Annotated in this window: 9 protein-coding genes and 2 pseudogenes; 3 read left to right on the plus strand and 8 right to left on the minus strand. The window is 41.9% G+C overall.

Annotated elements, in window-relative coordinates; genetic code table 11:
• Positions 1-341: 341 nt before the first annotated feature.
• Positions 342-1,334, plus strand: a complete 993-nt coding sequence (locus J2S07_RS02750; protein WP_307148868.1) for a C40 family peptidase — start codon at positions 342-344, stop codon at positions 1,332-1,334.
• Between the two features lie 57 nt (positions 1,335-1,391).
• Here J2S07_RS02750 and J2S07_RS02755 read toward each other — a convergent pair whose 3' ends face one another.
• The 8 genes and pseudogenes from J2S07_RS02755 to J2S07_RS02785 form a co-directional block, all read right to left on the minus strand.
• Positions 1,392-3,026, minus strand: a complete 1,635-nt coding sequence (locus J2S07_RS02755; protein ID WP_307148869.1) for a S8 family peptidase — start codon at positions 3,024-3,026, stop codon at positions 1,392-1,394.
• A gap of 67 nt (positions 3,027-3,093) precedes the next feature.
• Positions 3,094-4,506, minus strand: a complete 1,413-nt coding sequence (locus J2S07_RS02760) for an N-acetylmuramoyl-L-alanine amidase (RefSeq protein WP_307148870.1) — start codon at positions 4,504-4,506, stop codon at positions 3,094-3,096.
• 179 nt (positions 4,507-4,685) lie between these two features.
• Positions 4,686-5,762, minus strand: a complete 1,077-nt coding sequence (gene csaB / locus J2S07_RS02765) for a polysaccharide pyruvyl transferase CsaB (protein ID WP_307148871.1) — start codon at positions 5,760-5,762, stop codon at positions 4,686-4,688.
• A complete protein-coding gene (locus tag J2S07_RS02770; protein ID WP_307148872.1) occupies positions 5,759-9,232 on the minus strand; it encodes a DUF5693 family protein in 3,474 nt (1,157 codons plus the stop codon). The genes csaB and J2S07_RS02770 overlap by 4 nt, the downstream gene beginning before the upstream one ends.
• Entirely contained in the window at positions 9,225-9,965 is a 741-nt protein-coding gene (locus J2S07_RS02775) for a WecB/TagA/CpsF family glycosyltransferase (protein ID WP_307148873.1), read from the minus strand. The genes J2S07_RS02770 and J2S07_RS02775 overlap by 8 nt, the downstream gene beginning before the upstream one ends.
• A gap of 355 nt (positions 9,966-10,320) precedes the next feature.
• Positions 10,321-10,842 (minus strand): annotated as a pseudogene (locus J2S07_RS21900) (N-acetylglucosaminidase); the annotation flags it as partial.
• A gap of 546 nt (positions 10,843-11,388) precedes the next feature.
• A pseudogene (locus J2S07_RS21905) lies at positions 11,389-11,973 on the minus strand (S-layer homology domain-containing protein); the annotation flags it as partial.
• Positions 11,974-12,156: 183 nt separating this feature from the next.
• Positions 12,157-13,236 (minus strand): S-layer homology domain-containing protein, encoded by a 1,080-nt coding sequence (locus tag J2S07_RS02785; protein ID WP_307148875.1) that lies wholly within the window; start codon positions 13,234-13,236, stop codon positions 12,157-12,159.
• Between the two features lie 116 nt (positions 13,237-13,352).
• On the opposite strand from J2S07_RS02785, the gene J2S07_RS02790 reads away from it, so the two are divergent.
• Entirely contained in the window at positions 13,353-13,478 is a 126-nt protein-coding gene (locus J2S07_RS02790) for a hypothetical protein (RefSeq protein ID WP_307148876.1), read from the plus strand.
• A gap of 64 nt (positions 13,479-13,542) precedes the next feature.
• Positions 13,543-14,616, plus strand: a complete 1,074-nt coding sequence (locus J2S07_RS02795) for a C40 family peptidase (protein ID WP_307148877.1) — start codon at positions 13,543-13,545, stop codon at positions 14,614-14,616.
• Positions 14,617-15,251: the final 635 nt, after the last annotated feature.

A 15,251-nucleotide genomic window follows, 5' to 3' on the forward strand; every position in this document is an offset into this window, starting at 1 on the left:
AGTGACAAAAAATGGTGAGTCAACTTTTTTCTCATTTTCCAGTAATCTTATATTCTTGTTTTATTTACCTGTTACTCCTTTATCTTACCTTATTTGTGGGGATTTTCAACAGGTAATAGTTGCTAGTTTCCTATAAACTATCATATTTTGGTGTAATTTGTCTATTAATAACTATTTCATTTCCCAAATTAGCCATAATTATAACAATTTTACCATCTAGTGTCTACTATTCTTCATGATTTTGTCTTCTATTTGTTACACAACTGTAAACGAACAGGTTTCGATATCGTGATAGAATAATAATCAGAGATTTAGTCGAAACTTGTCCAGGAGTTGATGCTATGAGGAAACGTTTCACTTTTGTTTTGATCGCCATCTTCACTCTCTCCTCTATGTTCTCATTGAAGGGAGAAGCAGCAGAGGATTTAGGGAAGAAGGTCGTATCTATCGCAGAAGACTATATTGGCGTTCCTTATAAGTATGGAGGAACGACGACAGCTGGATTTGATTGCTCGGGTTTCACCAGCTTTGTTTTTGATAAGGTTGGAATTACCTTGCCTCGAACCTCAAAGGAACAGAATACCGTTGGGGAAACCGTGAAGAAAGAAGATTTGAAGGCTGGAGACCTTGTCTTTTTTACCACCACGAGTTCAAGCATTTCTCATGTCGGAATATACATAGGAGATCTTAAGTTTATCTCAGCAACCACTTCTAAGGGTGTCAAGATTGATTCCCTGAATGACCCCTATTATTGGGGCAGCCGCTATGTTGGGGCGAAGCGTGTGATAGAGGATGAACTTGCACCAGGAGAATATGTTGATGTTCCTTCTTCTTCTTGGATGTATGAACCCGTTCTTGAGCTGAGCAATAGAGGGATTATTAGCGGATATGACGGGAATGTCTTCCACCCAGAGAAAGCGATTACAAGAGCTGAGGCAGCGAAGATGCTAAGCTCAACGTTCACCTTGAAGGCTTCTAGCACAAATACAACCGCCTACGAAGATGTTCCAAAAGAACATTGGGCAGTGAACTTTATTGCTGCTGCCACAGAGAGTCAGTTCTTTAATGGCTATGAAGGGAATGTCTTTAAGCCCGATGAGCCGATTACACGTGCAGAGGTTGCGACTCTGATTACAAGAGCGTTTCAATTGAAGCAAAACGGAGCTGAGATTTCGTTCAAGGATTTGTCTTCTGGATTCTGGGCTTATGATTCTATTCAAACGTTGGCATCTCATCAGATCGTGAAGGGCTATGAGGATCAAACCTTCAAAGCAGAAAAGAAAACAACAAGAGCCGAGTTCTCTTCCTTATTATATAGTGCACTTAAAAAGTAAAATAAAAAAGCGAATGGCCGCTATGGTCATTCGCTTTTTTTGATGGTTTCATATGATTTATCGAAAGGAAGCATCCAACACCCTTGCAAGAAAGACAGAGAATTCTGCTCTTGTGATGTTGTTCAATGGTTTGAATGTCTTATCTGGGTATCCCTCTGAAATTTGATTGTCTACCAAAGCATAAATAGAATCCGCGTAATATTTGTCATTCTTCACGTCAGAAAAACCGGATTTCGTTGAAGATGTGTAGTGATAGGCTCTTTCCAGCATGACTGCCACATCTCCTCGGATAATGGAAGCATTCGGTTTAAAGCTGCCGCCTGGGTATCCAGTGATAATTTGTTCTTCACTAGCCTTTTCAATATATCCTGAAGCGAAATGTCCGCTACTTACATCTGTATATCGTGTTGTGCGCAGTGTCCCATCATATTCTAAGGCTCTCCCGATCATCGTTATCGCTTCTGCACGATTGACTGGGTGGTTAGGGAGAAACTTTTTGTCATCGTAACCCGTTACGATTCCCTTCTTATAAAGATAGCTGATTTCGTCAGCGTACCACTCACCAGTTGGAACGTCTGCAAAGACTCTTGCCGTCGTTGGTGCTTGAACTAACCCGTAGCCGAAGTTCTTATCCTTCCCTGGCTCTCCCAAATCAACAGCATTATTTTGCATGAGCTCACGAATCTGCCTGTGATTTAATTCTGGATAGGCTTGTTTGTATAAAGCTGCGATTCCTGCCACATAGGGTGCGGCCATCGACGTTCCATAACTGTATTGATAGTCTGGTTGATTATAAGTACTATAGATTTTTTCCCCAGGCGCCACAAATTCTAATGATGGGCCAAAATAGGAAAATCTTGATTTATTTAGATTGTTGTTCACAGAACCTACCGCAATCACACTTTGATATCTCGCAGGATATAGAACATCCGTTGTAGCTGGTAGGGTTGTCTGTGTGTTTCCCGATGCGGCAACAATTAGGATTCCACGGTTATAAGCTTTGTCTAGGACTCTTTCAAGAATGGAAGAGCCTTGTTCGGAGGTCAAGCTTAAATTGATGATATCTAGGTTATTCTCGATGCCCCATTCGATTCCAGCAAGAACGTCAGACAGGTTGCCAACCCCTGTATTATTTAGAGCCTTAATCGCATAAATTTGCGCTTCAGGTGCTACCCCTACTGTACCAATATCATTATCAAGGGCTCCAATGATGCCAGCTACATGGGTGCCATGACCTTCATCGTCCGCATAAGAGCTGGTTCCTTCTACAAAAGTAACACCACCAGCAATTTTCAGATCTGGGTGATTAGGACGTATCCCTGTATCGATAATACCGACTTTCACGCCTTTTCCTGTCCAGCCATTGGTTTTCGCTTCATTTGCGAGGACCTGTCTAAAGCCCCAATTTTCAATTTGCTCACTCGTTTCAACCGGGTGATCAGATTCAATTTTTAAAATATTCGGTTGACTCCGCAGGGATGCTAGCTTGGAAGAGGGAACAGTTGCCGAAACTGCCGAAACACTATCATAAATATGATGAATTTCAACCGATTCATCCTGAAGAAGCTGTCCATCTATTGAGTTCTTAAATAAAATTAGGACTCTCTCGCTCCCCTGCTCAGCCGAAGGATAAAGAGGGATGTTCATGATTAATAGAATAGTGGTTAAAAAGAGAAGGAATTGTTTTTTCATCGCTGATTCTCCTTGTCTAGCAAGCTGTGATTCATAAAAAAAACGGACAAAGCAGGTTGTCCGTTTTCTATTTTCTCCAATTATAGTAGTCTACAATTCCTAATGCAATAGCTTCGGCTGCTTTATCCCGATATTCTTCTGAAGCTAGCTTTGTAGAATCATTTTTGTTCGTAATGAACCCCAGTTCTACTAATGCAGATGGCAGTGGGGTCTTCTTAATGACGTGAAATCCAGCCTCTTTGACACCCCGATTTGAGGTTCCTAACGCTTTATATAGACGGTCCTGGATAAACGTCGCAAGCTTCTTGCTATTTTCTGCTCTTGGATTTAAGGCTGCCGTGCTGTAGTATGTTTCTGTTCCACTGGCACTACTATTAGCCGCTGAGTTCGTATGAATGCTGACAAATGTGTCTGCTTTCTGTTTGACGGCTACATCGACACGTTCGCTTAATTCTAAGAAGGTGTCATCGGTTCGTGTCATGACGACGGTATATCCTTTATCCTTGAGGATTTTTTCAACCTTTAAGGCGATAGCCAAGTTGATTTCTTTTTCCTGGAGACCGTTGGCAACGGCGCCTGGGTCCTTCCCACCATGGCCCGCATCAATGGCGATAATTTTCTCAGTCGATGGGGTCGGTGCCGGTTCTTGGGTTGGTGGTGTTGGTAGAGTGTCTACTAAATAGTTTTGGTTGACATAACCACGCAAGCTGCCAGCCGATATGTATACCCAGCTGCCTTCCTCCTTGTAGATCGTCACTAATGTTCCGTTTGCAAGGGCCCCAACAACTGAATAACTGGTACTTGGACCTGTACGTACGTTCAAGGAGCTTGCGTTCACATACGCTTCACCAATTGGTTCCAGATTCATGGAGACACGGAAATCTTTGTTCAGCCCCCGAGCGACGAATAAAGCAAACTCTTCCCTTGTCATCGCATTATTCGGTTTGAAGGTTCCATCGGGATAGCCGTTGGATAGACCCGCTGTTACAATCGCATTGATTGCCTCATATAATGCGCCAGATGCTTTGACATCAGAAATGGAGACTGTTCCTTTTTCTGTGAGGTTAAAAGCCCTTTGAATGAGGTAAGCCATTTCTCCTCTTGTCATCTTGTCCTTGGGACGGAATTTTCCATCTGAGGGTTTTGTGAGAAGCTTATTCTGATAAGCTGTTTCAATATAGCCTGAAGACCAGGCGGTTGCTGGGACATCCTTGAAGGAGGTTTGGCGCTCTTTGCCATTATAGCCAAGTGCCCTTCCTACCATCGTTACTGCTTCTTCTCTTGTCACATTCAGCTTTGGACCAAAGGTTTTGTCGGGGTATCCCGTGACAACATTCCGGTCTAGGAGATAGTTAATCTCTTTGGCATAGCTGGTTGGGATGTCCTTTAGGCTCGCATATGCCTCCTTGCTCGCCAAGGATGTGAGAAATAGACAGGCTACGACAAGGATGGAGATACGATAGACGAATTTCTGTAGCATTTGTTGTTCTACCCTCCCTATTAAAGTATCATTCTGTCATATTGTAACATATTTTTGGAAATCCTTGTCGCAAATACTAAAAATAAGACGAAAGATTCATAGGGCATTGGGTTTGACCGATATCGAAGGGGATTTCTTCCGCTAAAAAACTAAAAAAGAGCCCTCTTTTACAAGGACTCTTAATAGGATTTGAAATATTCAAGCGCTTGAAGTGCAGTTTCCTTCGCTTTTTGTCGAAGCGGAAGGATTTTTTCTCGCAATTGTGCTATTTCCTCCTGCTCATGCTCAAGCTTATTCGCGATGAGCTGGTAGATGGAGTGCTCATCCCAGCCCGTCTCATTCACATGGCCCGCTACTGCCTGGCCGCTGATTTCTGCAAAGGCATCAATCTTCGGATCGTAGGAAAGGGCGATAAATGGGGTCTCCACCACACTAGCAAAAATAAGAGCATGGAGCCTCATACCGACAAGTAGATTGGATTGGCCGATCATTAAAATTTTCTCCTCTATGGATGCATCGTATGGGGCGATGTGGCTTGTCGCTGTCATCATTCCAGCTACTTCCTTGGATGTTTGGTCGTCATGCTCACCATGCATTGGGATAAATACGATCGTCGCCCCATCCCCCGCAGCCTGGTCTAAGCTTTTAGCGATTTTCTCCTTAAAACTCACAGGTGAAGACCAGTCCCGTACGGACACCGTCAACACAGGGCCTTCAAAGCCTTGGGCATCCCACCAATCGCTTTGCTGTGATTGCAAGGAAATTCCCAATACAGGATCAGGCACGATATCAATTGGATTGGGTAATCCGATTTCCGTTAACAAATTTTTAGAAGCTTGATCACGAACCGTTATCTGTGTTCGCTTCAGAATATGCTTCACGATTTTTCGATTATAGCCTTTGTTAATCGGGCCCATTCCCTGTGCATATACAAACACTGGCTTGCCCAGCATTTGAGCCATCTTCATAATCCCCGTGTAATAAGGGATGGAGCGGAAGCCTGTTTCATCCTGCAGCAGGCTTCCTCCCCCGCTGATGAGGCCATCTGCTTTTTTCAAAGCGGAAAAGACCTCCTTCATGCTCCAGCGGTTTACCGCATCAACTCCATAGACCCTTTCCGTCTTCGAGGGCTGATTGGATAGCACCGTTATCTTAATTCCAGCATCCTCTTCTCTTAAGGCCTGAATGATCGAATATAGAATGGCTTCATCCCCAACATTATCAAAACCGTAGTAGCCTGAAAGAACGATTCTCACGAAAACCACCTCGGCTTGATTTGGCTATGATAGATTTTCGTAGCCAATTTATAAAGATAGATGAAGACAAAACCGACGATTAGTCCAAGCACAAGGCTATAGGCTGTGCGTAGAAGCGACACATAAATCGGAATATGCAAATGGGTAAACGTATTGACGATTGATAGAAAGCCGATGACTCCCGGAATAAATAGGAGCACGGCTACTTTTTTATTCTTCGGAACGAAATATAGGCCTAGTACATAGAGCGGGAAGCCAATGAGAAACTCCTTCGTTCTCGGTCTAACATACATCAGATTTTCTAGGTATTGACGAATGGTTAACTCAATTGAGGAAACCGAGCCCTCGTTACCAGTTCGGGTGATATAGTATAGTCCAACAATCCCGATGATTCCAATGACAGCTAAGTGCCAGTAGATGACATTTGATTTAAGCAAGGTTTTGATGTTTCCCCAAATCGCATAGATGAACATGAACGCAATCGGGAATACATAGACAAGAATAACACCTCTAAAGACATCAACTTTTGTCAAGAATTCATTGCCATTGAGAATGCCGATGACGATGGCAATTCCCAACAAGCTGATGAGGGTAGCTCGTCCATAGGAACGAAGGATGCCTCGTTTTTCATCAATTGGAAGAATCGCGAACACCGGTGCTGCCAAAGCCACGAGCAAGGCTAAGCCTTGAATCAGCATCATTTTACCCGTTACAAGGTAGAGCAGGCTGACCGCACCTAATCCGAGAACAGACAGGTAGAATAACCAATTTTTCTTTAGGATGCTAAGGACCGCCAATGAAATAAAGAGAACCGCCGCAAGCAAGGTAAAAATGTAGCTCCATGTAGGAATATGAATTTCCTCAAAAGGCTGTGCCTTTCCAAGATGGAATAGTCCTGGCATACTCTTCTGAACATCCTGCATGAACTGCTCTGTTTTTTCTAGCGTTGCTTGTGGGTCCTTGTCCTCCTCCATTTTGATAAAGAGGGAACGAATATTTCTCTCCTTCACCGCACGAACAGCCCGCTCTACCCCCACTTGAGGGCTGGCAACCTCTTCTAATGCTAAGCTGTGCAAGCGAATGATATTCATATCTAACATATAAGCTAAAGTATGGAAGCCTTTCTGGTCGTCAAATTCAATGGCATAGGCACCGTATCCATGTTCCTTCAACTGTCCTGCGTAATTTCGAATGAGATTGGATTGTGGAAATCCGAGCACATCCTCCCCCATGAAGAGGATTCGATTGGTCTCATCCCCAGCAAGCTCTAGCACCTGTTCGAAAAGAAACGGATCCTCCGAAAGATCAACATTTGGGAGTCTAAGGATAACCGGAAGCCCTTCATCTTTAATGAGCGCAATTTTTCTTGGGGAAAAGCCTAATGGTTTTTCCTTAATCTTCTTTTCTTTTCCTTGAACAAAGACTAAATCTCTTCCTTTGAACGTAACCTGTTCTGTATGTTCAAAAGAGGTCGCAATTTGATCGGTAATTTCTGTTCCCTCATGAATGATGACATATAGTCCATCAGATGGAGTTTCTGGGATAAGCTGTTCGAATTCTTCATCAAATAGGGACATTTCCTTCAGCTTCTCGTAGTTGAGGGTGGTGACATACCCTTTTTCCTCAAGGGACTTAATCGTATCTGGCTCGATGCTGACTCCTTGTAAACCAGCTTCTTTTAGACGATTAAGAACCTCAGTTTCTTCCAAATGCGGATCTCTACGTACAAGATCAGCGACATTTTCAAACGGCATGACCATTTCATAGGTCCGATTCTTCCATTCTGATTGGAACCGGCTTGTAATACCAGGTAAGGACAATAGAAGAGAAAGAATGATGATTCCCCATAGTATTTTCTTCAATTTCCTTGCCTCCTTCCCCTTCTGTTGTTGAGATGTCGTATTCCCATTGTTATGTGTTTTCCTGAAAAGCTTGCTTATTACAGGAAGCTTGGTTAGCTCCTCAAGCTTGATTGTTCTGGTTAGTAAAAGCAAAGCAAAGTATATGCCTGCTCCAATCATGATAGCGATAGTCGAATAGAGAAGCGCACGGGTCCGGCTCCATGCCTCCATTTGGAAAAAGAGTGTCGGTATTCCAATGACTGCTCCCATCACCAGCGAAGAGGCGACCATCGCTGTAGTATGCCTGTTCCAAATGTTGAAACGAGCCGTTTTCCAAATGACATACGTATTTGCTGCAAATATAATGACATAGACCAGTAAAGTTGAATACCCGGCTCCAATCAAACCAAAGTATTTGACAAAGAGCATATTGGTTACTACCTTGACGATGACGGCTGCCAAAATAATGTAGGCAGCTATATTCGCCTTATTCATCCCTTGAAGAATGCCTGTCCCTAAGATTGAAAGGGAAGTAAACACAGCACTAATTCCGATCACACTAAGCACGGCACTTCCCTCTAAATTTGTAAAGAGAGCGAGGTTTAGCGGTAGTGTTAAGGCGAACAAACCAAATGCCGCGGGCCATGACACGAGATGAGTGAGGCGGTGTGTTCTTTCAATAATTGTGGTTGCTTCTTTTATCTTGTTCTCCGCCAATGTCTTTGTCATTAACGGGATAAGCGGCAGCACAATCGATGACGAGAAAACGGTCGCAATCTGTACAAGGGTAAGTCCCCTGCTGTATATTCCGTACGTATGATTAATGCTATCCTCTGCAAACCCCGCATTCCGCAAACTCATTGGAATGGTTAGCGAATCAATCGTATTGGTAAGCGCCATGGTAATCGCTCCGATACAGATTGGGAGCGAAATGAGCAGAATGGTTTTGCTCATGTCCTTAAAATGCTGAAAGGTGTATTTCGATAATGCCTTCGGTTTTAGGGATGACCTGCTAAATGTCCATAATAAAAAAACGGTGGAAGCTAATGCTCCTAATATCGAGGCAAACATGACCCCACCTGAGACAATTTCACTTGTTTCGTTTCTCTGCACCAGTAGGTAGGCAATGATTAGAATAAAGCCCACGCGGATAAATTGCTCTAAGACCTGGGATACCGCTGTTGGTCTCATATCCTGGAATCCCTGGAAATAGCCGCGGTAGACAGCCATGTATGGTGCAATGAGCAAAGTCGCAGCAACTACAATGAGGGATAGCCTCGTACTTGGTCCACCAAGCATATTTGCTAAGGATCCTGAGAAGCTATAAATAAGAGTAAAGCTGATAACCCCAAATAGAATCGTTAATATGGTTGCTGTTCGGTAAATTTTGTGAATTCGGTCCGAATCGTTTTGCACGGTGGCTTGAGAAATAAGCTGAGAGATGGCCACTGGAATCCCTGCGACTGACAGGGTTAGGGCCACCATATAGACCGGATAGACGAGACTGAATATTCCTAATACCTCGTCCCCCGCAATATTTTGCAATGGAATTCGGAATATGCTTCCTAAAATCTTAGATGCTAAGGTGGCAATTGTTAGAATGAGTGTGCTTTTTAAGAAGTTATTCATATTTTCCCGTTACTTTCACCTTTAGTATTTTGAGACCAAATCGAGGTAGGGCAAGCATCCTTTTCCAACGACTTGGTTGTTTAATTAACCGATAGAGCCATTCCAGGTTGGCCTTTTGCCACATTTCTGGGGCCCTCTCAACCGTACCTGCGATGACATCAAAGCTGCCTCCGACCCCAATGCAGACCCCTTTTTCAAAAGCTGAGAGGTTTTGCGCAATCCAATTTTCCTGTCTAGGAACGCCGAGGGCCACAAAAATAAGATCTGGCTTTTTCTCGCTGATTTCCTGTTGGATTGTGTTGCTGCTCCAATCGAAGAAGCCGTTATGTTGGCCTACGATATTGATTTTTGGATAGCTGGCTTTAATATTTGCGACGGCTTTTTCTAAGGTTTCCTGCTGCCCGCCTAGTAGGTAGATGCTATACTGTTTTTCCTGTGCAAGCTCGAGGAGATCCAGCATCGTATCATACCCAGTCACTCGTTCTGGGATGGGCTTGTTTAATAGCTGTGCTGCTTTGACCACACCAATTCCATCCGCCGTGATATAGGTAGCCTGATCGATTACCTTCTTATATTGTTCATCTTCCCTTGCTTTCATGACAATTTCTGGATTTGCCGTTACGACAAATACCTTGTCTTGATTGGCAAGGTGCTCATCTAGCTTTTTTACAAACTGCGCTTTCGTTGTATTCACAAAGGGAATTCCCAAAATATCGACTTTCTCTAAGTTCATTTGTATTCTCCTTAACAAGGGAAATATTCTTGGCCGTTTTTACATGGAATATGTTTATGGAATGGTCCTAATGCCGACCATTCCCTCTAGAATGTAGCACAGCACCACAAATGTGATAACTAAGGCACTTTTCTCAGCTGTTTATGAGTAGACCGCATAGATCATTGGCAGTATTCTTATCCTTTGCATCAAACAACCATATTGAGAAAAGAGCCTAATTCTTAAATAATATACCATAAACGGTGGGGAATTTCTCAAAATTTCTTGCTGTGGATGTATGAAGACGTCAATAATTTGGGGGAAATTTATAAAAAGAGAAGCAGCACTCTTCGTGTTACTTCTCTTTGATCGATTGCTATTTGTATACCGGGACATCATAGTAAAGCAAGTAAGAATCTAATAGCTGGTACATCTGATGAATACGATTTACCTGCTTTGCTGCCCAGCCAATGTCTGTGGCATATTGATGTGTACCCGGTTTTGCTGGATTCCATCTCATTTTATAAAGAGTGTCCTGCTTGTAGGAGGCGTTGTTGATATAATCCTCTGAGATGTACTTGGCACCGCCGATAATCGCCTTTTCAGGAGTGTCCCATCCTTCATTGTAGGCACGTTCAGCACCACATTCTTCTGGGCAGCTGTCATAAGCTCCAATTCCAAACATATTGTATACCGTTTTTTTCGGAACTGTCTTCATTTTTGGCAAACCGTTTTCATCTAGTTTAGGGATCCCTTTGCTGTCACGTTCCACAATTGATTCAATTGTAATCCCCTTTGCTAGCTTAGAGCTTCCACTTCCTGTTTCTAGCAGAGCATGGGAAACGAGATAGATTTCATTAATATTATACTTTTTACTGGCATCAATAAAGGCTTGTCCCTTTCCTGCAAGAATCCCAGTTGAAGAGGTTAAGATTTTGCTATTTAGTTCGGTCGCCGTCACTCCCGCTCTTTTTGACAACAACAGAAACTGAAAGTATTCTTTGGTATTAGGAGTAAAGTTTTTGGGATTCACATAGTAGGCAACATCCTCTGATTTAGCATTGCGCCATGCACCATACTTGATTTCATACCATTTTTCTAGTTTATCATTTTCCACTTCGTTCAAGATTTCAACTTTGGTTGGTGCCTCTAAAATGGAGGTCATCCGCCCAACCTTGCGGAAACTTGTTCCAGGTCCTTCATAGACATCGAGAGAAGTCGTATTTTCGATAAAACCATATTTCTTCCCATTTTCATCTACAAGGTTCGTAAGATTATCCCCAGACACGTATGCTTTATCATTACGGTATTTATCTGTTTGTGGAGAGACTGCCATTTGCTTATTAATCATTTCATTTAGTGTAAGGCTGTAGTTCGTGTAGATAACCTCAGGTTCATTCATGATCTTATTAATCATTCGCACTAATACAGCTGCAACCTGAGCACGAGTAGAATCTTGAGCTGGAGCAAAGACATTTCCATCCATTCCATTCATAATTTCGAGATAGACAATTCTTTGAACATGTTCTTTTGCGTAGGATTGAATTTTGGCCTTGTCCTTGAAGCTAAGGGTTGCTGGTTCTGAATAAATCTCTCTTGCATTTACAGCTCTCATAATCATCGTCGCCATTTGTTCACGCGTGATTTTCTGATTTGGTCGAAACGTGCTGTCTTCAAACCCAGTAATAATTCCTGCCTGAATAGCAGCCATCACATCCGCATAGTACCATTGAGATGGATCATTAGGGTTAAGGTCCTTCATTTCTGGAGCTTCTGAATTCGTTGATCCCCCATTATCCGTTGGTAACTGCTTTAATGTGGTCATCACAAGCTTTGCGAATTCAGCTCTCGTAATCGCTTTATTCGGTTGATAAGTTCCATCTGGATACCCAGTCATAATTCCTTTCTCAACTAGGGCTCGAAGGTCTTTTTCAGCCCAATGACCTTTAATATCATCGGCTGCCTTCGATACTGGCACATACACAAAAAACAGCAACAGCGCTAGGAAGGCTGTGAGATATTTCTTCATTTATTTTCCCCTCTCTACCATTTTCTACATCCAATCTAGCAAAAAAACCTATTTTTCTCCAGAAATATATGTCTATATTTCTATTATTTTGGAAAATAGGTTTTTTTACAGTTAAATTACAATTTGATTATATCTTGATTACTTGTAGAAATCTTTCAGTGAATTATGGAAGAAAAAACTCGATTATCTTATGATGATAATTGGCTTTTTCGTCTCGTTTAACCATTTGAGAATAGTGATTAAGTCACTTTCATTGAGCGCAATACAACCTAATGTATAGTTGGTTGTGCTATTTTTCGTATGAAGGAAAATGGCGCTACCCTTGCCTGAAATAATCGGATCGTCATTATAACGAACGATAACCCCGTATTTGTATAGAGGGTGAGTCATTTTTTCATAGGACTTCCATCGTTTGATTGGATCCCCGTTGTAGTTGACCCATTGGTTATAATCACTGGAGGTAACATCATCCACCCAATAATCATGAGCAGTTGCCTTTTTGAATGGGTAGCTAAGATTGGAGATCGCTGATCCCCATCCAAAGGCCGTCCCAAGAAGATAAGTTCCTGTCGGCGTCTTGCCATCGCCTTCCTTCGTTTTGCCAATGCCATTTTTACCAATGACGGCTTTGTAAGAAGTATTGACATTCTGCCACTTTGTGCCGTTTCGCTGCTGGAGCTGTACGTTGGCGGTGGTCTTGGAGGTAGCCGTTACGATGATTCTTTGCTCTGCCTGTTGTTGTAGAGTCACAATTTTGCGAAATTTTGTATCTAGAACCCTTGCTAAGAAAACAGAGAATTCGGCTCTTGTTACTGTTTTATCAGGTTTAAAGGAGCCATCCTCGTATCCAATGGCAATTTGGTTAGAGGTGAGCTGACTAATGGCCTGATAATACGAGTTGTTGCTATTCACATCGGTGAAAGCGTGTACTTCTTCTTCGGGCAGATCGAAAGCCGTTGCTAATAGGCTGGCAACCTCTCCTCTCGTCAATGGTTTCTTTGGATTGTCCTCTAGAAATGAAATATTTGTGTGCGTCGCTCTTTCCACCATGAGCACTCCATGCTCAGCGATAATCAGATCATTGGGAGCAAAAATGCCATTCCCATAACCCTTAATCAGTCCTTTGTTTGCAAGATATGTAATTTCCTCCTTTGCCCAATGGGTGGTGCTCACATCCTTGAAGCTGATCGAAGCAGCTGTAGAAATGAGGGGAAAAGTCATAAAAAACACAGCTGCGATTACCCCTAAGTACATTCTTCTCATCATTCCAACCTCCTATATCTTCCTAAATTCTAGCATTCAACCAAATTGGCGTATACACCAAATTATGGAAGAATATTATCTTATGAGTTGGTACCAGGTACCGTCGGTGGACAAATGTGACGATCTGTCCACAGGCGGTACCTGGTACCGCCTGTGGACTTTTGAGCGATTTTGTCCGTGTGGGGTGGACAATCAAGGGAGTTTCCCATTATTATGCGGTTGTTGTTGAAATTTATGGGTAATAGTTTGTTAGTTTATGTTAGAATATTGGTAATAACAGCGTAAATTAAAGAGAGGTGTCATATCATGAAGAAAAAGGTCGCAGCCATTACGACTATTGCTATGTTGTCATCTACCTTTGTAACGAACGCCTTTGCGAGTACCTATCAGGTTCAAAAGGGAGATACGCTGACGCAAATTGCGAAGAGACACAGTTCAAGCGTTACCGAGCTAAAGACTATTAATAACCTTTCAACCGATTTGATTTATGTGAATCAAATTCTTAAGGTTACAACAGCTTCTGTGCCTAGTAGTCCCGCTACAGCTCCGGTAACATCTAAGCCATCTTCTGCAGCCGATATAGCTCCAGTGTCTTCTAAGCCTGCAACAGCAACTCTTACATACACAGTAGTTAAAGGAGATACATTAAGTAAAATCGCAAGTCAACATAAGATTACTTTGACTGATTTAATGAAATGGAATAATCTTGACCATCACATTATTTATCCTGGACAGAAACTTAAGGTGTCTGTCGCTTCAACCGCTCCAGACAAAGTGGAAAGTAAAGAACAAAGCCAAGCGACGAAACCATCTCAACCTGTTAGCACATCTGATTATATCGTGCAAAAGGGAGATACACTGGGACTTATTAGTTCAAAGTTCGGTATGACCGTATCAGCCCTAAAAGAAATGAACAATCTTTCTTCTGATTTGATCTATGTAGGCCAAAAGTTAAAGATTACAGGATCTTATACTCCTGAAAAAGAAAATCCTGTAAAAGAGGAAGCGCCTGCTCAAGAGGCAATGAATCTGATTAATCAAGTGATGAAATGGGTAGGAACTCCATATCTATGGGGCGGTAGCACACTCAATGGCTTTGATTGCAGTGGTTTCATCTACTATGCCTTTAACGAATTTGGCACAAAGATTAGCCGCCAATCGACAGGGGGATATTACAGCAGATCTTATTATGTAGATTCGCCGAAAGTGGGAGATTTGGTTTTCTTTAATGATACCTATAAATCGGGAATCTCTCATATGGGGATTTATCTAGGAAACAATGAATTCATTCATGCAAGTTCATCTAAGGGAGTTATGATTTCAAATCTAAACGAAGCCTATTATAAACAACGCTTTGATGGATTTAAGAGGTTTTATTAAGATTTCCTTATTGTTTTGAATTAAAAGAGGGACCTGATACAAGTATTAACTGGTTCTCTTTTGGGGACAAAAAACAAAAATAACATATGATATCACAATAAATTAGCAATGAAAAAACTGCGTTTTTATCTAAAAATCGCAGTTTTTTTATCGTAATTTATCAACTGTTGGATGTTGATGTTACTGTCTTTGAAAAATAAACGGAAAAATTCCGTTTAAATTGGGAAATACCCATATTTCCTTAAAAATAAGGGGAGGTTTTCCGTTTATCTTATCCAAATCTTTGGATTTTGACTTATTTAGAGCAGTTAATCGGAATATCTCCGTTTATATCTGCTTCTTGGGCTTCTCTCTTAGCATTAGCCGGAAATTCTCCGCCTATGAATTTTCGTACCTACACGAAAATCAACAATGAGCAATAATAGGGCCTTTGATATAAAAAATGAACATAAAATCAGTAATCAAAATCGCAGAAAAATAGTATTATACAACAGCTAATGTACAAGGTTAATTTAATGCTAAATCGAGTGCGATTTTAATAATAAAAATGCTACCAATGGCTCAATATCAACAAAAAACACCTACTCAAACAATGCAGTAAGTGTGCGATTTGGTATGCAATTTACTTATTTTGT

The organism is Anoxybacillus andreesenii (assembly GCF_030813005.1).
Taxonomy (GTDB): domain Bacteria; phylum Bacillota; class Bacilli; order Bacillales; family Cytobacillaceae; genus Robertmurraya; species Robertmurraya andreesenii.

Bases quoted from the DNA above. Each gene is read 5' to 3' on its own strand.
- J2S07_RS02750 (WP_307148868.1), top strand. From the start codon at position 342: ATGAGGAAACGTTTCACTTTTGTTTTGATCGCCATCTTCACTCTCTCC.
- J2S07_RS02755 (WP_307148869.1), bottom strand. From the start codon at position 3,026: ATGAAAAAACAATTCCTTCTCTTTTTAACCACTATTCTATTAATCATG.
- J2S07_RS02760 (WP_307148870.1), bottom strand. From the start codon at position 4,506: ATGCTACAGAAATTCGTCTATCGTATCTCCATCCTTGTCGTAGCCTGT.
- J2S07_RS02770 (WP_307148872.1), bottom strand. From the start codon at position 9,232: ATGAATAACTTCTTAAAAAGCACACTCATTCTAACAATTGCCACCTTA.
- J2S07_RS02775 (WP_307148873.1), bottom strand. From the start codon at position 9,965: ATGAACTTAGAGAAAGTCGATATTTTGGGAATTCCCTTTGTGAATACA.
- J2S07_RS02785 (WP_307148875.1), bottom strand. From the start codon at position 13,236: ATGAGAAGAATGTACTTAGGGGTAATCGCAGCTGTGTTTTTTATGACT.
- J2S07_RS02795 (WP_307148877.1), top strand. From the start codon at position 13,543: ATGAAGAAAAAGGTCGCAGCCATTACGACTATTGCTATGTTGTCATCT.